At 65.5% G+C, this 16,737-nt stretch carries 19 protein-coding genes; 3 read left to right on the plus strand and 16 right to left on the minus strand.

From position 1 onward, the window contains the following. Window positions 1-137 precede the first annotated feature (137 nt). The 12 genes from DXK93_RS20265 to DXK93_RS20325 form a co-directional block, all read right to left on the minus strand. Window positions 138-1,625, minus strand: coding sequence for a DegQ family serine endoprotease (locus DXK93_RS20265; protein WP_054450621.1), 1,488 nt, complete (start codon window positions 1,623-1,625; stop codon window positions 138-140). Window positions 1,626-1,665: 40 nt separating this feature from the next. Then, window positions 1,666-2,748 carry a MucB/RseB C-terminal domain-containing protein gene (locus DXK93_RS20270; RefSeq protein WP_054450619.1) on the minus strand — a complete coding sequence of 361 codons (1,083 nt, stop codon included), beginning with the start codon at window positions 2,746-2,748 and terminating at the stop codon, window positions 1,666-1,668. Continuing rightward, window positions 2,748-3,254: a sigma-E factor negative regulatory protein gene (locus tag DXK93_RS20275; RefSeq protein ID WP_054450617.1), complete on the minus strand. Its 507-nt coding sequence runs from the start codon at window positions 3,252-3,254 to the stop codon at window positions 2,748-2,750. The genes DXK93_RS20270 and DXK93_RS20275 overlap by 1 nt, the downstream gene beginning before the upstream one ends. Before the next feature lie 12 nt (window positions 3,255-3,266). Then, window positions 3,267-3,866 (minus strand): RNA polymerase sigma factor RpoE, encoded by a 600-nt coding sequence (rpoE, locus tag DXK93_RS20280; protein ID WP_006389292.1) that lies wholly within the window; start codon window positions 3,864-3,866, stop codon window positions 3,267-3,269. 492 nt (window positions 3,867-4,358) lie between these two features. Beyond that, a complete protein-coding gene (gene fabF / locus DXK93_RS20290; RefSeq protein WP_054450616.1) occupies window positions 4,359-5,588 on the minus strand; it encodes a beta-ketoacyl-ACP synthase II in 1,230 nt (409 codons plus the stop codon). Between the two features lie 192 nt (window positions 5,589-5,780). After that, entirely contained in the window at window positions 5,781-6,020 is a 240-nt protein-coding gene (gene acpP / locus DXK93_RS20295) for an acyl carrier protein (protein ID WP_003813816.1), read from the minus strand. A 215-nt stretch (window positions 6,021-6,235) separates the two neighbouring features. Next, on the minus strand, window positions 6,236-6,988 hold the full coding sequence (gene fabG / locus DXK93_RS20300; protein ID WP_059374778.1) for a 3-oxoacyl-ACP reductase FabG: 753 nt from the start codon (window positions 6,986-6,988) through the stop codon (window positions 6,236-6,238). A gap of 4 nt (window positions 6,989-6,992) precedes the next feature. Then, entirely contained in the window at window positions 6,993-7,928 is a 936-nt protein-coding gene (gene fabD, locus DXK93_RS20305; protein ID WP_054450614.1) for an ACP S-malonyltransferase, read from the minus strand. 98 nt (window positions 7,929-8,026) lie between these two features. Beyond that, window positions 8,027-9,013 carry a beta-ketoacyl-ACP synthase III gene (locus DXK93_RS20310; protein ID WP_054450612.1) on the minus strand — a complete coding sequence of 329 codons (987 nt, stop codon included), beginning with the start codon at window positions 9,011-9,013 and terminating at the stop codon, window positions 8,027-8,029. Beyond that, a complete protein-coding gene (plsX, locus tag DXK93_RS20315) occupies window positions 9,013-10,080 on the minus strand; it encodes a phosphate acyltransferase PlsX (protein ID WP_054450609.1) in 1,068 nt (355 codons plus the stop codon). Before plsX ends, DXK93_RS20310 begins: the two co-directional genes overlap by 1 nt. A 59-nt stretch (window positions 10,081-10,139) precedes the next feature. Beyond that, complete coding sequence (rpmF, locus tag DXK93_RS20320; protein ID WP_013392223.1) at window positions 10,140-10,322, minus strand: 50S ribosomal protein L32; 183 nt, start codon at window positions 10,320-10,322, stop codon at window positions 10,140-10,142. A 52-nt stretch (window positions 10,323-10,374) separates the two neighbouring features. Then, complete coding sequence (locus DXK93_RS20325; RefSeq protein ID WP_199728318.1) at window positions 10,375-10,923, minus strand: DUF177 domain-containing protein; 549 nt, start codon at window positions 10,921-10,923, stop codon at window positions 10,375-10,377. 241 nt (window positions 10,924-11,164) lie between these two features. Between DXK93_RS20325 and DXK93_RS20330 the strand changes: the two genes are divergently transcribed. Genes DXK93_RS20330 through DXK93_RS20340 form a run of 3 tightly spaced genes read left to right on the plus strand, consistent with a single transcriptional unit; the run spans window position 11,165 to window position 13,263 of the window. Further along, window positions 11,165-11,767 (plus strand): Maf-like protein, encoded by a 603-nt coding sequence (locus tag DXK93_RS20330; protein WP_119450972.1) that lies wholly within the window; start codon window positions 11,165-11,167, stop codon window positions 11,765-11,767. Further along, on the plus strand, window positions 11,764-12,474 hold the full coding sequence (locus tag DXK93_RS20335; protein WP_119450973.1) for an SAM-dependent methyltransferase: 711 nt from the start codon (window positions 11,764-11,766) through the stop codon (window positions 12,472-12,474). Before DXK93_RS20330 ends, DXK93_RS20335 begins: the two co-directional genes overlap by 4 nt. A 3-nt stretch (window positions 12,475-12,477) precedes the next feature. Then, window positions 12,478-13,263: an N-acetylmuramoyl-L-alanine amidase gene (locus DXK93_RS20340; RefSeq protein WP_054450601.1), complete on the plus strand. Its 786-nt coding sequence runs from the start codon at window positions 12,478-12,480 to the stop codon at window positions 13,261-13,263. Window positions 13,264-13,275: 12 nt separating this feature from the next. On the opposite strand, the gene msrQ is transcribed toward DXK93_RS20340, so the two are convergent. From msrQ to DXK93_RS20360, 4 genes are all read right to left on the minus strand, one after another. Beyond that, window positions 13,276-13,926, minus strand: a complete 651-nt coding sequence (gene msrQ, locus DXK93_RS20345) for a protein-methionine-sulfoxide reductase heme-binding subunit MsrQ (protein WP_119450974.1) — start codon at window positions 13,924-13,926, stop codon at window positions 13,276-13,278. A 9-nt stretch (window positions 13,927-13,935) separates the two neighbouring features. Then, entirely contained in the window at window positions 13,936-14,898 is a 963-nt protein-coding gene (gene msrP, locus DXK93_RS20350; RefSeq protein ID WP_054450597.1) for a protein-methionine-sulfoxide reductase catalytic subunit MsrP, read from the minus strand. Window positions 14,899-15,080: 182 nt separating this feature from the next. Beyond that, entirely contained in the window at window positions 15,081-15,731 is a 651-nt protein-coding gene (locus tag DXK93_RS20355; RefSeq protein WP_054450595.1) for an HAD family hydrolase, read from the minus strand. A 2-nt stretch (window positions 15,732-15,733) separates the two neighbouring features. Next, window positions 15,734-16,696, minus strand: coding sequence for an RluA family pseudouridine synthase (locus DXK93_RS20360; protein WP_175181235.1), 963 nt, complete (start codon window positions 16,694-16,696; stop codon window positions 15,734-15,736). Window positions 16,697-16,737: the final 41 nt, after the last annotated feature.

Genomic DNA, 16,737 nt, shown 5'->3' on the forward strand with positions numbered 1-16,737 from the left:
GCACGGCTGACGAGGAGGGTGCCAACGGGCCTGGCCCGGGCAAAACAAGGGGGCGCCATGCGCCCCCTCTTGCGGCAACCAGGCATTTTAGCCGGTCTTGCGCCTTTTTTCTGCGGACTCGGAAGACGGGCCCGGCATTACTTCGATGCCGGCACCGCCACCCACTGCGTCTGGTCGCCGCGGCGCACCAGCAACCCTGCGGCGCGGCCCTTGTCCAGCTTGGCCACGAGTTCGCCGAACTGCTTGGCGCCCGTGACGTCGGTGTCGTTCAGGGCCAACACGATGTCGCCTTCCTGCAGGCCGGCCTTGGCCGCAGCGCCTTCGGCCACCTTGACCTGGACGCCGCCCTTGATGCGCAGCTTCTTCTGCACGTCGGCCGGCACGTCGACCACGCCCAGACCCAGCGCATTGGTGACTTCCGGGACTGGCGGCGCGCCCTTCTTGCTGGCGCCCGCGGCCTTCTCGGTCGGGATCTCGCCCACCTTGACCGTCAGCGTCAGGTTCTTGCCCTTGCGCCACACTTCCATGTCGGCGCGCGTGCCCGGCTTGGTTTCGCCCACGATGCGGGGCAGGTCGGACCAACGCTTGATGGGTTCGCCGTTGAACTTGAGGATCACGTCGCCCGGCTGCACGCCTGCCTGCTCGGCAGGACCATCGGCTTCCACGCTGCTGACCAGCGCGCCTTCGGCCTTGGGCAGGCCGATGGCTTCGGCCACGTCCTTGCCCACTTCGCCGATCTGCACGCCGACGCGGCCGCGCGTGACCTTGCCGGTAGCGCGCAACTGGTCCACCACGCGCATGGCTTCGTCGATCGGAATGGCCAGCGAAATGCCCATGAAGCCGCCGCTGCGCGAAATGATCTGGGAATTGATGCCCACCACCTCGCCTTGCAGGTTGATCAGCGGACCGCCCGAGTTGCCCGGGTTGACCGCCACGTCGGTCTGGATGAACGGCAGGTATTCGCCGGTATCGCGGCCGATGGCGCTGACGATGCCGGAGGTCACGGTGGAATCCAGGCCGAACGGCGAACCGATGGCCAGCACCCACTGCCCCTTCTTCAGCTTCTTAGGATCGCCGATCACCAGCGGGGTCATGTCCTTGGCTTCGATCTTGATCAGCGCCACGTCGGTGCGCTCGTCCGTGCCGATGACCTTGGCCTTGAACTCGCGGCCGTCGGTCAGCGTGACGTAGATGTCCGTCGCGTCCACCACCACGTGGTTGTTGGTCAGGATGTAGCCGTCATCGGAAATGAAGAAGCCGGAACCCACGCCGCGCGGCACGGTGCGCTCTTCGGGCTGGGATGGCTGCGGACGCTGACGCGGCGAGGGGCCGGGCTGAGCGCCGCCGCCGGGCGGCTGGAATTCGGGGCCGAAGAACCAGCGGAACAGTTCATAGGGATCATTGCCGCCGCCGGGGCCCATGCCGCGCACCGGCACCGTGGCCGTGGTGCGGATGTTGACGACCGCGGGGTCGGCCTTTTCGACAATGCTAGTGAAATCAGGCAGCGTCACCGTCGGCGCCTGGGCGACGGCGGCAGGCACATAGGCGCCGGCCAACATGACGCTGGCCGCGGCCGCCACCAGAAAGCGCCGGAAAAAAGCATTCGACACTGTCATTGCTTTCATAAGTGTTACTCCGAAATTGCTGCTTGCCACACCCGGCCGATCACTTGGACTCGGCCCCGGGGGCTGCTGCCGCAGGCGCGGCGGGCACATATTCAGTGGCTTGCGCCAGCTGCTCCAGCGTCGCGATGGGCACTTCGCCCACGGCGGTCAGCCAGAAATCAGCGATGCGCGTGCCATAGACCGTGATCGCCCCGCGCTGCGCGGCGCCGTGGGGAGGACGGTGGCCGCGCTGGCTGTCGTAGGGTTCGATGAACACGGAAATGGCCGCCAGTCCGTCGGACAATACCATCTGGTTGACCGTAATGCCCTTCCCCATCGAACGGGCCACCTGCATGACGGCCTTGAAGCCCTTGGGCGCCGGGATGCGCCACCCCTGGGCAGCCAGATCCACCGGTTTCATCGAGGGTTCCAGCACCTTCCAGTCGCGCGTGCTCCAGCGCGAGCTCAGCAACTGGGGATCGACTTCCGAGCCCAGCCGCAGCGAGGTGAAGGACACCTGCTCGACCACGCCGCGGGCGGCGTTCAGCGTCTGGGCCTTGAGCAGCAGATTGGTTTCGACGTCCGCGCACAGCCGGTAGCCGTAGCGCAGCTTGTCCAGCGGCTCGATCGTGATCAGGCGGCATTCGCGCCCGGCCACGCGGTGCAGCGCGGACTCGGCGTGGATCTTGTAGTGCTCGGACAGGTTGGCCGCGTCGCCCAGCAGCAGGCCGGGGAAGCGGTCGCCTCGGCGGCGCTCCAGCAACACGGTCTTGCGCTCGGGCAGCAGACACTGCACGTCTTCGTTGTGACGCAGGTACTCGCGGGGCTGGCCGTCGAGGATTTCCAGGCGTTCGCGTTCACCGGTGCCGTCCACCACGTGCACCAGGCGCGAGGACTGGATCGTTTCGCCCTGCTGGTACATGAAGACGCCCGCGTAGTCCTGCTTGCGGGCGGCTTGTTGGATGCGGGTCAGCAGCTGGACCACGTCATCGGTGACGGCAGGCGCGGCATCGGCCGCGCGCGCGGGTTCGTGCGCAGCCAGGAAAGCGGTCAAAAGCGTGGCGGCAAACCAGCCGGCGCGGTGGGCCTGCAGCGTGGCGGCCCGGCCCAGCACCGGCCAGCGCGATGGAAGCACCAACGCCATCAGCGCCCCACCCCGGTGTCAAAGGACACCTGGCGCACGGCGCTCGGGCCAGCCATCTGGCGATGCGCTTCCAGGTAGTCGCGCAAGCCCGAATCGTCGGCAGCCGCGGCGGGCGAGCTGGCATCGGCCAGTACCCGGACTTCGGTCGCCGGTTCGCCGGTCAGGTAAGGCTGCGCCACCCAGGCGACGGTCGCCACGGCAGCGGCCACCGCCAGGCCGGACAGGCCGACCCGCAATGGCGAGCGGCGCCGAGGCGCCGCAACAATGGGCAATTCCGCGTCCAGCGCCCGTGCCAGGCGGGCCTGGAAGGCCGCGCTGGGGGTCAGCGCCAGATCGGCGTTGCGCAGGGAATCACCGATCAGATGATAGGTGTCCCAGGTCTCGCGCCCCTCGCGGGACAACAAGCCGGGAAAGATGTCGTCGGATTCCTCTCCGTCCATCCAGGCGGAAACCGACTCCTCCCAGGAGGACTCGGCGATCACAACGGATTTGGCTGCTGTTTGCATGACTGCCACTCCTTACCAGCGACGCTCGGCATCGGTGCCTAGCAACGGACGCAACTTGGTGGCGATGGCTTCACGCGCACGAAAAATGCGGGAACGCACCGTACCTATCGGGCAATCCATGCTCTGGGCGATGTCTTCGTAACTCATACCTTCGATTTCACGCAGGACAATTGCGGTACGCAATTCTTCCGGCAATTCCTCAATAGCCGCGTTCACCGTCTCGGCGATTTCGCGGCTGGCGACCATGGATTCCGGCGTGCTTATATCGGTTAGGTTGTCGGTTTCGTTAAAAGTTTCACCGTCTTCCGTTTCTATCGCATTGGGCGCGCTGGGACGCCGGCCCTGCGAGGCCAGCCAGTTGCGCGCCGTGTTGATGGCGATCCGGTACAACCAGGTGTAAAAGGCGCTCTCCCCACGGAATTGGGGCAAGGCGCGGTAGGCCTTGATGAAAGCCTCCTGGGCCACGTCCTCGATTTCCGCGGGGTCGCGGATCATGCGGGCCAGCAGACGGAGAATCTTGCGCTGGTACTTGAGCACCAGCAGGTCGAAAGCCTTCTTGTCGCCCCGCTGGACGCGCGCGACAAGCTCGGCGTCGACTTCGCGCTCGCTCATGACGCCTCCCGCAGGCTGGGCGCCGGACGGGCAGGCCGCGCCGCGCCGGCCAGCAGGCACAGGCGCCGCCAGGACTCGGGGCGCAACGTCCGCTGCCAGACGGTGAGGGTGATTGTGCTGTTGGTAAAGGCCGTACTCCCGGTGGACAAGGGCTGCAAAGTGAGCGTCAGCCAGCGGGGACCACGCTGTTCTCGCAACAGCCTTGCGTCCTGCCAGCCTTGCGGCAGGCGTACCTGCCAGCTCCCTGCCCCGGCTGCCGCGCGCAACGCGGATACGGGGGACAGGCTGCTCCGTGCCGAGTGTAACAGCCCGGCCAGCACAAGCAGGAGCGCAATCGCCGCGCCCGCTGCCCATGCCACGCCGTGCCAGGACGCCGCCGTCAGCACGCTGGCGCCAGCCGCGGCCAGCGCCAGGCCAAAAAGCGCCGTGGCGCTTCCTGGCCGCCTGACGGGCACGCGAAACGCCCAGCGTTCCCCGAGCGCCTCTTCCAAATCAGACCCGGCGAACGGCCATCGAGCCGTTGGTGCCGCCGAAGCCGAACGAGTTGGACAGGCCGACATCGATCTTCATCTGCCGCGCCTCATTGGCGCAGTAATCCAGATCGCATTCCGGATCTTGATTGAAGATGTTGATCGTGGGCGGCGACACCTGGTTGTAGACCGCCAGGGTGGTGAACACCGCCTCGATACCACCGGCCGCGCCAAGCAGGTGCCCAGTCATGGACTTGGTCGAATTGACCACCAGCTTCTTGGCGTGATCGCCGAAAGCCAGCTTCAAGGCGTCGGTTTCGTTCTTGTCGCCCAGGGGCGTCGAGGTGCCATGCGCGTTGACGTACTGCACGTCTTCGAGGTTCAGGCCGCCGTTGCGCAGCGCATTCACGATGCCGCGACGCGGACCGTCCTTGTCTGGAGCCGTGATGTGGTGCGCATCGGAACTCATGCCGTAGCCCACGAACTCGCCGTAGATGCGCGCGCCGCGCTTCTTGGCGTGTTCGTACTCTTCCAGCACCAGTACGCCCGCACCCTCGCCCAGTACGAAGCCGTCGCGATCGCGGTCCCAGGGACGCGAAGCCGTCTGAGGATCGTCATTGCGGGTCGACAAGGCGCGCATCGCGGCAAAACCGCCGATGCCCAGCGGCGACACGGTGGACTCGGCGCCGCCGGCAACCATGACGTCGGCATCGCCGTACTCGATCAGACGCGCAGCGTCGCCGATGCAATGCAGGCCGGTGGTGCAGGCCGACACGACCGCGTAGCTCGGGCCCTTCATGCCATATGCGATGGACAAATGACCGGAGATCAGGTTGATCAGCGAACCCGGCACGAAGAACGGCGAAATGCGGCGCGGACCCTTGGCCAGGTATTCAACCTGCGTTTCCTCGATGCGCGGCAGACCGCCGATGCCCGAGCCCACGATCACGCCGATGCGTTCCGCGTTGGCTTCGGTGACTTCCAGGCCGCTGTCGCGCCATGCCTGCATCCCGGCGGCCAGGCCGTAATGGATGAAGGTATCCATCTGGCGGGCTTCCTTGGCCGAGATATAGGTGCTGATGTCGAAGTCTTTGACTTCGCCGGCAATATGCGTGGTGATGGCCGAGGGATCGAAACGGGTGATGCGGCTGATGCCAGAACGTCCGTTGACGATATTGTCCCAAGCGGTGGTCAAGTCGTTCCCGACGGGAGAAACGATACCCAGGCCAGTGATGACGACACGTCGCTTCACGGATGACTCCTCAAACAGACAAAAGAAAGGCGGTTTTCGGGATGCGCTGCACGTGCGGCCCACGCGAAAGCGGGTCGGGCATTACTACGCCCTTCCCGCATGCGGACCGCACGGCAAATTCCTGAAACCGCCCCGATTTTCCGGCTGGCTGCGACGGACGTCGCGAGGCAACCAGAAGGGTAAAAGCCCAGCTTACTGCTTGCCGTGCGAATTGATGTAGTCAATCGCTTGTTGCACGGTCGTGATCTTTTCGGCCTCTTCGTCGGGGATCTCGGTCTCGAATTCGTCTTCGAGCGCCATGACCAGTTCGACCATGTCGAGCGAATCGGCACCGAGGTCGTCAAGGAAGGAGGATTCGTTCTTGATCTCGGCTTCGTTGACGCCAAGTTGTTCAGCGACGATCTTCTTGACGCGCTGTTCGATGCTTTCCATGCAGATCTCCAATTGGGAAAAATCCCGCGAATTATAGCCAAGCGCGGAGTTTTGCGACGCCTGGCCGTGACAAAAATAACACCGCGCACTTGATCTGTCGCCGGGAATGGCGCAGGAAACCGGTGTGCGGCGTTTCCGGTTGAACCTCGCGTTGCCTCGCCGTTTGTGTCCGGCGGCGGCATGGCGGAACTGGCCGCCTACGCGCGATTCGTGACTTATTGCATGTACATCCCGCCGTTGACGTGCAGGGTGGTGCCGGTAATGTAACCCGCCTGCGGCCCGGACAAAAACGCCACGGCGTGGGCGATGTCGGCAGGCGAACCCAGGCGGCCCAGCGGAATCTGCTGCAGCAAGGCCGCAGTCTGATTTTCGCCCAGCGCGCGCGTCATGTCGGTATCGATGAAACCGGGCGCGACGCAGTTCACGGTGATGTTGCGGCTGCCCAGTTCACGCGCCAGGGCGCGCGACATGCCTGCCACGCCGGCCTTGGCCGCGGCGTAGTTGGCCTGGCCCGGGTTGCCGCTGGAACCCACCACGGACGTGACGTTGATGATGCGTCCCCAGCGGGCCTTCATCATGCTGCGCAGCACGGCGCGCGACAGGCGGAAAACCGAAGCCAGGTTGGTATCGATGACAGCCGACCAGTCCTCATCCTTCATGCGCATCGCCAGCGTATCACGGGTGATGCCTGCGTTATTGACGAGGATGTGGGGACCGCCGCCCTCCTTGCCCAGCGCGTCGATCAGCGCATCGCAGGCAGCGGCGTCGGTCACGTCCAGCACCACGCCGCGGCCGCCCAGGGGCGCCAGCGCTTCGGTGATGGCGGCAGCGCCCGATTCGGACGTGGCGGTGCCGACGACGGTGGCGCCGCGCGCAGCCAGTTCCTGGGCGATGGCGCGGCCAATGCCACGCGTGGCGCCGGTCACCAGCGCGATCTTGCCCTGCAGTTCGATCGAGGTGTTGTCCATGTTCTTAATTTCCGTTGACGGCGGCCAACGCTGCTTCAAGCGAAGCAGGATCGGTAATGGCCATGCCCGTGAGTTCGGGATCGATGCGCTTGGTCAGGCCGGCCAGCACCTTGCCGGGACCGCATTCGATGACGTGCGTGACGCCTTGCGCCTTCATCGCGCGCAGGGTTTCGACCCAGCGCACAGGATGCCATGCCTGGCGCACCAGCGCATCCCGGATTGCATCGGGTTCGACAGGCGAAGCCACGTCGACGTTGTTGATCACTTGCACCTGCGGCGCGGACACGGTCACGCCGGCCAGCGCGCCGGCCAGCACGTCTGCGGCGGGCTTGAGCAGGCTGGAGTGGAACGGCGCGGACACCGGCAGCAGCAGCGCGCGCTTGGCGCCTGCGGCCTTGGCCAGTTCGCAAGCGCGTTCGACCGCGGCCTTGTGGCCTGCGATCACGACCTGCGCGGGCGCGTTGAAGTTCACGGCCTCGACAACCTCGCCCTGGGCGGCGGCTTCGCAGGCCGCGCGCACGGCGTCGTCGTCCAGCCCCAGGATGGCGGCCATGGCGCCGGTGCCTACCGGCACGGCGGCCTGCATGGCGTCGGCGCGCACGCGCACCAGGCGCACGGCATCTTCAAGCGCGAGCGAGCCCGCGGCCGTCAGCGCGGCGTATTCGCCCAGGCTGTGGCCGGCCACGACGTCGGGCTTGCGGCCGCCAGCAGCGCACCAGGCCGCGTAGAACGCAGCGCCAGCGGTCAGCATGGCGGGCTGGGTGTTGGTGGTCAGGTTGAGCTGTTCCGCAGGGCCTTGCGCGATCAGCGCGCCCAGGTCCTGACCCAGCGCCTGCGAGGCGCGCGCCACGGTGTCCGTGACGGCCGCGACGCCGGACCAGGCGTCCAGCATGCCGACAGCTTGGGAACCTTGGCCAGGAAAGACAAAAGCGATTTTCATGTTTGACCGTTTGGATTGATTCAGTGTCTGTGTGGAATGCCAGGCACATCGTTCCGGCGGCCGCGGCGCCGAGCGCCACGCCGCGCCGGAGCGCGCCCTTACATGCGGGCCAGTACCGAGCCCCAGGTGAATCCGCCGCCCACGCCTTGCATCAGGATCAACTGGCCCGGCTTGACGCGGCCGTCGCGGCGCGCGGCGTCCAGGGCCAGCGGCACGCTGGCTGCAGAGGTGTTGGCGTGGCTGTCGACGGTGACGACGACCTTCTCGACCGGCACGGCAAGCTTGCGCGCCAGGAAATTCAGGATGCGCACGTTGGCCTGGTGCGGGATCAGCCAATCGACGTCGGCGATCTCGACGCCCGCTTCGGCGCAGGTGTCGCGCGCGGAACGGTCCAGCACGGTAACGGCCTGCTTGAACACGGCCTGCCCGTCCATGCGCAGGAACGGATCGCCGGTCACGTCGCCATAGGCTACGTTGCCCGCAGCGTTCAGGATCTTGGCCTGGCTGCCGTCGGCGTGCAGTTGCGCGGCCAGGATGCCAGGCTTGTCGGAAGCCTTGAGCACCACGGCGCCGGCGCCGTCGCCGAACAGCACGCAGGTGGAGCGGTCGTTCCAGTCCAGGATGCGCGAGAAGACTTCAGCGCCGATGACCAGCGCGCAACGCGCACGGCCGGCACGGATGAAGCTGTCGGCGGTGGTCATCGCATAGACGAAACCGCTGCACACGGCCTGCACGTCGAATGCCGCCGAACCCTTGGCGCCGATATTGGACTGCACGATGCAGGCGGTGCTCGGAAACACGAAGTCCGGCGTCGACGTGGCCAGGACGATCAGGTCGACCTCGGAGGCGTCCACGCCGGCATCGGCGAGCGCGCGGCGCGAGGCCTCGGTCGCCAGCACGCTGGTGGTCACGCCGCGCTCGGCCAGATGGCGCTGGCGGATGCCGGTGCGCTCGACGATCCATTCGTCGGAGGTGGCGATGTCGCGCGTCGCCAGCTCCGCCGCCAGTTCGTCATTCGAAACCACGCGTTCCGGCAGGAAGCTGCCGGTGCCCGCGATCACGGAATATTTCATTGCGGTATCCATCAAGCGGTGTCCCCAGCCACGTTTGGCGACGACACCGAGGGGCCTTCGCCAGATTGAACGCGCTTGGTAATCTGAGCGACCGTCTCAGCGGTGCGCTCCAGCAGTTTACTCACTACGGCTTCACGGGCGCGCTGCAACGCAAATCCATAGGCGTAGACGTCCGCGGAACCATGGCTCTTGATGACCACGCCGCGCAAGCCCAGCAGCGCGGCGCCGTTATAGCGCCGGTTGTCGACGCGGGTGCGCAGGCGGTTGAGCACCGGCTTGGCCACCGCGCCAGCCAGCAGCGTGATCAGATTGCGTTTGAACTCTTCGCGAATGACGCTGGACAACATCTTCGCCAGCCCTTCGACGGACTTGAGCACGACGTTGCCGACGAAACCGTCGCAGACGACGACGTCGACCGTGCCTTTGAATATGTCATTGCCTTCCACGTTGCCGTAGAAGTTGAGCGGGCTGCTGCGCAGGAGCTCGGCGGCTTCCTTGACGACTTCGTTGCCCTTGATGACTTCTTCGCCGATGTTGAGCAGGCCCACCGAGGGGCGCTCGCGATGGTCCACCGCCTGCGACAGCGCGGCGCCCATGATGGCGAATTGGAGTAGATGCTCGGCCGTGCAGTCCACATTCGCGCCCAGGTCCAGCACCGTGGTGGCGCGGCCCGTCTGGTTCGGAATGGACGTGGCGATCGCGGGGCGGTCTATGCCGTCCAGCGTCTTGAGCACATAGCGTGAAATGGCCATCCACGCGCCGGTATTGCCCGCGGAAACGCAGGCGTCGGCGCGCCCGTCCTTGACGGACTGGGCGGCCAGGCGCATGGAGGAGTCTTTTTTGCGGCGCAGGGCGACCTCGACCGGGTCGTCCATGGTGACGACTTCGGAAGCCGCCACGATCTCAATGCGATCACGCGCCACGCCGCGGTGCTCGGAGAGCGCCGCTTCGATGGCGTCGGGAAGCCCGACCAGCAATAGCCGGGTATCCGGAAATTGCCGGGCGAACTCGATCGCAGCCGGAATCGTGACGGGCAGACCGAAGTCTCCGCCCATACAGTCTATGGCGATGCGTATCACGGGTGCCAGGTATCAGCGCTCAGCCGAAATGGTCCGAGTACGAGTTCGGCCCGGGGGCCTTATTCGTCGGCCTTGGTCTTCAGGACCTTGCGGCCGCGGTAGAAGCCGTTGGGGCTGATGTGGTGACGCAGATGCGCTTCGCCCGTGTTGGGTTCGATCGCGGTCGGCGGGTTCACCAGAAAATCGTGCGAGCGGTGCATACCGCGCTTGGACGGGGACTTCTTGTTTTGTTGAACGGCCATGATGACTCCTAGAAACGGGGCGCATTGTACGCGATGCGGCCCGATGTTGATCTCAATCTTTGTGCTTCAGTTGTTCCAGCACCGCAAACGGCGACGGACGCTTGACAGCGGGCTCCTCGGGAGAAGCTTCGCTGACCTTGGCCAGCGCGCCCGGGCATACATCATGCTTGGGCACATACGGAACGCTCAGAATGAGCTCATCTTCGATCTGGGCCAGCAGATCAAAATGATGCGAACCCACCACCTTTTCAGGCAGGTTGGACACAAAACCATTTCCTTCTTCGTCCTCGTCGTCCTCGCCGGATGGATCCCCGTAGGAAGCATCGTCGTCGAGATCGGCTTCGGACTTGACCAGCTGCAAAAGGACTTCGCTGTCGATCGGATACACGAACGGCTCGTTGCACCGCTGGCACACCAGCACCGGATTCGCCTGCACATGGATATGCAGTAGCGGCCGGCCCATCAGCAGGCCGGTTCTACCCATTTCGCCGCGCACGGACCACGTCACGAGTCCGGCATCGCCCTGCGGTTGTTCGGGCAGCCCGTCAACCACGCGCGTAAGCCGCACAAGAGGTATGGTTCCTTGCGCTTCCTTGCCCATCTGGGCAAATGCGTATGCATCGATGCGCTTGATGTTCAGTCCTTTGCATTCGCGGGGCTGTTCACAGAGCCCGAACTCGCGGGTTTAAAACCCCGGGGGTTTAAACCCCGAAAAACCCAGAACCCATGATTTTGCCGAGGCCGCCAAGCTTCGCCACCGGCTTGCTCGCGCGCCCATTCATGCAAAAATCCCGCAAAACGTTAGATAATACTGTGACTTACGCCTTAACGTCAAATATCGCATGCCTTCCAAGCCCAGCCTGATCCTCGCGTCCAGCTCGCGTTACCGCAAAGAACTGCTGTCCCGCCTGCGCCTGCCTTTCACGGCGATTTCCCCCGATGTAGACGAAACGCCACACTCCGGCGAAACGCCCGAAGCCCTGGCGCTGCGCCTGTCCGTGGCCAAGGCCATGGCGGTCGCGGCCAATTACCCCGGCAGCATCGTGATCGGCTCGGACCAGGTGGCCACCATCGACGGACAGCCCATCGGCAAACCGGGGGATTTCCCGCGCGCATTGGCGCAATTGCGGGCCCTGTCGGGTCAAATCGTGGAATTTCACAGCGCCTTGGCGGTCACGGACGGCCAGCGGGTGGAAAAAGCCGACATCGTCACGCGCTGCCATTTCCGCCAGCTGTCGGACCGCGCGATCGAAGCCTATCTGCGCGCCGAAGAACCCTACGATACCGCAGGCAGCGCCAAGGCGGAAAGCCTGGGCATCGCCCTGATGGAAAGCATCCAGAGCGACGACCCCACCGCCATCATCGGGCTGCCGCTGATCGCGCTGACCGGCATGCTGGCGCAGTTCGGCCTGGATCCGCTGGACGCCCCCGGAGCATCCGCATGAGCGGCGCGCTGCACCTGATCCCGGTCGGCCTGGGTGAAGCCCCGCCCGAGCGCTGGCTCCCCGCCGAGGTCCGCACCCTGGCAGGCCAGCTGGACACCTACATCGCCGAAAACGCCAAGACCGCGCGCGCCTTCCTCAAGCTGATCGGCACAACCCGGCCGCTGCAGGAAATCACCATCCACACCCTGAACGACAAGGTAGACGCCGCCCAGATCAAGGCCTGGCTGGAACCGGCGCTCAAGGGCGCGGAAATCGGCCTGGTCTCCGAGGCGGGCTGCCCCGCGGTCGCGGACCCGGGCGCCAAGGTCGCGGACGCCGCGCACCGCCTGGGCATCACGGTAAAACCCTGGGTCGGCCCCTCTTCCATCCTGCTGGGCCTGATGGCCAGCGGACTGGACGGCCAGCGCTTTGCCTTCCATGGCTACGCGCCGGTGGACCCCGCGGAACGCGCCAAGCAGCTGCGCGCCTGGGAGCAGCACTCGGCCAAGCACAACCAGACCCAACTGCTGATCGAGACCCCCTATCGCAACGCCGCCATGTTCGCCACGCTGCTGGCCAGCCTGAAGGGCGACACCAAGCTGTGCGTGGCTCGCTCGGTCACGACCGCCGACGAATGGATCGTCACCCGCAGCGTGGCCGACTGGAAAAAGCAGCCGGCGCCCCAGCTCGACAAGCTGCCCACGCTATTCCTCTTCCTGGCGCGCTGATCCATGCGCCGCCTATTCCTTGTGCCGCTTGCCGCGGCCATCCTGGCGGGATGCGCCGCGCGCGGCCCCGCCGGCCTGGACCTGGACACCTCGATCACCGCGGTCAGCCAGGCCAGCCGGGTACGCAGCATCGTGCTGCACTACACTAGCGTGGACGACGCCCGTTCCATGGAATTGCTCTCCAAGGGCAAGGTCAGTTCGCACTATCTGGTTAACGACGCCGGCCGCGTCTACCGGCTGGTCGACGAGAACCGCGCCGCCTGGCATGCCGGCGCCAGCTCCTGGTATGGCAACATCGCCATGAACAGCACGTCCATCGGCATAGAAATCGTCAACCCAGGCTGGACGGAGGGCTCTGACGGCAAGCCTGTCTGGCATCCGTACAACGACCAGCAATTGCGCGCACTGACCATATTGCTGCGCGATATTGCGCAACGGCATGGCGTCACGCCCGAGAACATCGTGGGCCACAGCGACATCGCGCCCCAGCGCAAGGTGGATCCCGGCCCTCTTTTCCCGTGGAAGACGTTGGCCGAGGCGGGAATCGGGCGCTGGTACGACGAGACCGGAGCCGCCGAACACCTCGCGCGCCTTCAGGTCCAGGGCATCCCGGATGTCGCATGGTTCCAGAAACAGCTGGCACGGTTGGGCTATGCGTGTCCACAGGACGGCACACTGAGCCCGGCCACCATCGGCGCGCTGGCAGCCTTTCAGATGCACTACCGGCCGACACTGTACGACGGCCAGCCGGACGCGGAGACTGCCGCCATCATGCTGGCGATGCTGTAGGGACGCGCAGCGCTACCGCCTGCCGCGCAACCAGGCGACCAGCCGCCAGCCCAGCAACAAGGCCAGCACGGCGGCGTACAAGGCGGGCTGCGTCAGGTCGTTCTTGCCGGCCTTGTGCCACCAATAATGCAGCACCGCCAGCAGGCCGATGGCATAGATGGCGCGGTGCAGGCTTTGCCAGCGCTTGCCCAGCTTGCGCATGGCCCACTGCGTGGAGGTAGCCGCCAGAGCGGCCATCAGCACGAACGCCGCAAATCCCACCATGATGAAGGGGCGTTCGCCGATATCGCGCAGCATGCCCGCCGGATCGAAGCCGCGATCCCACCAGACCCAGGCCATGAAGTGCATGGATCCATAGAAAAACGCGAACAAACCGCATATGCGCCGCAGACGCACCAATGCCGGCTGGCCAGTCAGCCGGCGCAGCGGCGTGATGGCCAGGGTCACGAGCAGGCAGACCAGGGTCCAGGTGCCCGATGAACGGGTCAGGAACTCGACCGGGTTCGCCGTCAGCCCGTTATTCACGCCCAGCCAGATCCAGCGCGCGAACGGCGCCAGCCCCAGCAGGAACAGGAACGGTTTGAAGCGCCCCACAGTCTTGGCGGAAAGCTGGGTCTTGCGCGGCGGCGTGGCCGGAGCCACCTGCGGAGTGCCGTCAGGCATAGAATCGCCTCAGTAGTTCGCCTTCAGGTCCATCCCCTGGTAGAGCGACGCCACCTGTTCGGCATAACCGTTGAACATCAGGGTCTTGCGCTTGGGGGAGAACAGCCCGTCCTCGCCAATGCGGCGTTCCGTGGCCTGGCTCCAGCGCGGATGAGGCACCTCGGGATTCACATTGGCGTAAAAGCCGTACTCCTGGGGCGCGGCCTTGATCCACGACGACACGGGCGGTTTTTCGACCAGGCGGATCTTGACCAGGGACTTGGCCGACTTGAAACCATACTTCCAGGGCACCGCCAACCTGAGCGGCGCGCCGTTCTGGTTCGGCAGCACCTTTCCGTAGACGCCGAACACCAGCATGGCCAGGGGATTCATGGCTTCGTCGATGCGCAGGCCCTCCACATAAGGCCATTCCAGGATCGCGGCGCGCACGCCCGGCATGTTCTCGCGCTGCACGGCGGTGACGAATTCCACGTACTTGGCGTTGCCCGTGGGTTCGACCTGCTTGAGCAGCGCCGACAGCGAATAGCCCATCCACGGAATCACCATGGACCAGCCCTCGACGCAGCGCAGCCGGTAGACGCGTTCTTCCATCGGCGCCAGCTTGAGCAGCTCTTCGATGGAAAAGGTGCGCGGCTTGCCGACTTCGCCCTCGACGCTCACGCTCCAGGGGCGTGTCTGCAATTTGCCGGCATTGGCGGCCGGATCGCCCTTATCCACGCCGAACTCGTAGTAGTTGTTGTAGGAGGTGACGTCGGCCAGCGTCGTCTGCTTGTCCATGACGCTCAAGGCGGGGTTGAGCTTGCCCGGCAGGACGCCGGCCTCCTGGGCGTGCGCGCTGCGCATGGCCCACCCCGGCAGGCCTGCGGCGGCCGCGACCAGCCCCGCGCGCAGCATCAGTTCGCGGCGCGAACGCCAGACGTCCTCGGAGGTGATCTCGGACGGAAGAATATCGTCGGGCTTGCGTATCAACATCATGGTCTCCGGTGTAGCGCCCGCAGGATCATGGACGCGCCCTGCGCAAGCCATGGACGCCGCGCCGCCCCATGATATTCCGCGGCAGCCGGCGCTTGCGGGTATTTCCTATAGACCCGCGCGTACGGCGGGCGTTCCGCGCCCGGACTGCGCACGCCCGGAGAATCCCGGGCGCCAGGTCGCTAGATACGAGGCAGCAGCCATTCGCGCACCTTCGGCACGCTGTCGAGCACCGCCTGGGGCGAACAACCCTCAAGTTCCTTCAGGGTATGTGCGCCATAGGTCACCCCCAGGCCATGCACGCCGGCATTGATCGCCATCTGCAGGTCGTGCGAGGTGTCACCCACCATCACGACGCGGTCCGGATCCACGTCCAGCTCCTGCATCAGCTCGTGCAGCATCGCCGGATGCGGCTTGCTGAAAGTTTCGTCGGCGGTGCGCGTGGCATCGAACAGCGGCCCCAGGCCGGTCGCGGCCAGCGCGCGGGTCAGGCCCACGCGGCTCTTGCCGGTAGCCACCGCCAGGCGCACGTTCTGCCCGGCCAGTTCGGCCAAGAGTTCCTGCACACCCTCGAACAGGCGCAATTCCGGATCACGCAGCAGATAGTGCGTGCGGTAGCGCTCCAGGAAGCGCGGCAGCATCGCCTGCGTCAGTTCCGGCACCGCGCGGCGCAGGGCGCTTTCCAGGGACAGGCCTATCACCCAGCTGGCATCGGATGCCGAAGGCACCGCCAGTTCCAGGTCGCGGCAGGCGCCCTGGATGGCGGCCACGATGCTGTGCGTGGAATCCATCAGGGTGCCATCCCAGTCAAAAACGACCAGCGAATACGACATAATCAGACCGACTCCAGTTGTTTCAGTATTTTCCGGCAAGCTGGGGGCAGCTCGGCGGTAAGCGTCAGGGACTCGCCCGTCACCGGGTGGGCCAGGGTCAATTGGTGGGCGTGCAGGAACATCCTGCCAAAACCCATGCGCGCGAACTGCGCCCGTACTTCGTCGTGGCCGTACTTGTCGTCGCCCACGATGGGGAAGCCGCTGGCGGCCAGGTGCACCCGGATCTGATGGGTGCGACCGGTACGCAATTCGGCGTCGACCAGACTATAGCCACCAAAACGCTGCTTGAGCGTGACGATGGTGTGCGCCGACTGGCCGTCCGGATCGACCTTGACCCGGCGCTCGCCGGACTGGGTGGTCCACTTGGACAGCCCCAGCTTGATGTGCTGGCGGTCATTGACCCAATCGCCCTCGACCAGGGCCAGGTAATGTTTGTCCCCTTTTCCTTCGCGCAGCATGGCGTGCAACGCCAGCAGGGCGCTGCGCTTCTTGGCCACCATCAAGAGACCCGAGGTCTCCCGATCCAGGCGATGGACCAGTTCCAGGAACTTGGCGCCGGGCCGGGCCGCCCGCAGCTGTTCGATCACGCCGAAGGACACGCCGCTGCCGCCATGGACCGCCACGCCGGCGGGCTTGTCCACGACAAGCAGCGCCTCGTCCTCGAACACCACGGGGAATTCGGCGCCAGGCACCGGACGGGGCTTGCCCGGGTCAGGCAGCCGCAGCGGCGGAACGCGGACCACGTCGCCCTCGGCGACGCGGTAGTCGGCCGAAGTGCGTCCCTTGTTTACCCGCACTTCGCCGCCGCGTATGGCCTTGTAGATATGGGTTTTGGGGACGCCCTTGCACAGGCGCGCAAGGTAGTTGTCCAGACGCTGGCCGGCATGCTCGGCATCGACTTCCACCATCCGGACGGCAGGGGGAGCTTTAGAGAGGGAAAGCGAGGGGGAAGTTTCTTTGCGCATTGCGAAAAGCGACATATAATCGGGACAGCCTAAAGGGGCTG

The sequence above is a fragment of the Achromobacter sp. K91 genome (assembly GCF_003576205.1).
Taxonomy (GTDB): Bacteria; Pseudomonadota; Gammaproteobacteria; order Burkholderiales; family Burkholderiaceae_B; genus Achromobacter; species Achromobacter aegrifaciens.

Excerpts from the sequence above, each read along its gene's own strand:
- DXK93_RS20330 (WP_119450972.1), top strand. The coding sequence starts at position 11,165 with ATGCCTTCCAAGCCCAGCCTGATCCTCGCGTCCAGCTCGCGTTACCGC.
- acpP (WP_003813816.1), bottom strand. The coding sequence starts at position 6,020 with ATGGAAAGCATCGAACAGCGCGTCAAGAAGATCGTCGCTGAACAACTT.
- DXK93_RS20360 (WP_175181235.1), bottom strand. The coding sequence starts at position 16,696 with ATGCGCAAAGAAACTTCCCCCTCGCTTTCCCTCTCTAAAGCTCCCCCT.
- DXK93_RS20335 (WP_119450973.1), top strand. The coding sequence starts at position 11,764 with ATGAGCGGCGCGCTGCACCTGATCCCGGTCGGCCTGGGTGAAGCCCCG.
- DXK93_RS20270 (WP_054450619.1), bottom strand. The coding sequence starts at position 2,748 with ATGGCGTTGGTGCTTCCATCGCGCTGGCCGGTGCTGGGCCGGGCCGCC.
- rpmF (WP_013392223.1), bottom strand. The coding sequence starts at position 10,322 with ATGGCCGTTCAACAAAACAAGAAGTCCCCGTCCAAGCGCGGTATGCAC.
- DXK93_RS20275 (WP_054450617.1), bottom strand. The coding sequence starts at position 3,254 with ATGCAAACAGCAGCCAAATCCGTTGTGATCGCCGAGTCCTCCTGGGAG.
- msrQ (WP_119450974.1), bottom strand. The coding sequence starts at position 13,926 with ATGCCTGACGGCACTCCGCAGGTGGCTCCGGCCACGCCGCCGCGCAAG.
- rpoE (WP_006389292.1), bottom strand. The coding sequence starts at position 3,866 with ATGAGCGAGCGCGAAGTCGACGCCGAGCTTGTCGCGCGCGTCCAGCGG.
- DXK93_RS20355 (WP_054450595.1), bottom strand. The coding sequence starts at position 15,731 with ATGTCGTATTCGCTGGTCGTTTTTGACTGGGATGGCACCCTGATGGAT.
- DXK93_RS20310 (WP_054450612.1), bottom strand. The coding sequence starts at position 9,013 with ATGGATACCGCAATGAAATATTCCGTGATCGCGGGCACCGGCAGCTTC.
- DXK93_RS20325 (WP_199728318.1), bottom strand. The coding sequence starts at position 10,923 with ATGGGCAAGGAAGCGCAAGGAACCATACCTCTTGTGCGGCTTACGCGC.
- fabD (WP_054450614.1), bottom strand. The coding sequence starts at position 7,928 with ATGAAAATCGCTTTTGTCTTTCCTGGCCAAGGTTCCCAAGCTGTCGGC.
- DXK93_RS20340 (WP_054450601.1), top strand. The coding sequence starts at position 12,478 with ATGCGCCGCCTATTCCTTGTGCCGCTTGCCGCGGCCATCCTGGCGGGA.
- fabG (WP_059374778.1), bottom strand. The coding sequence starts at position 6,988 with ATGGACAACACCTCGATCGAACTGCAGGGCAAGATCGCGCTGGTGACC.
- msrP (WP_054450597.1), bottom strand. The coding sequence starts at position 14,898 with ATGTTGATACGCAAGCCCGACGATATTCTTCCGTCCGAGATCACCTCC.
- DXK93_RS20265 (WP_054450621.1), bottom strand. The coding sequence starts at position 1,625 with ATGAAAGCAATGACAGTGTCGAATGCTTTTTTCCGGCGCTTTCTGGTG.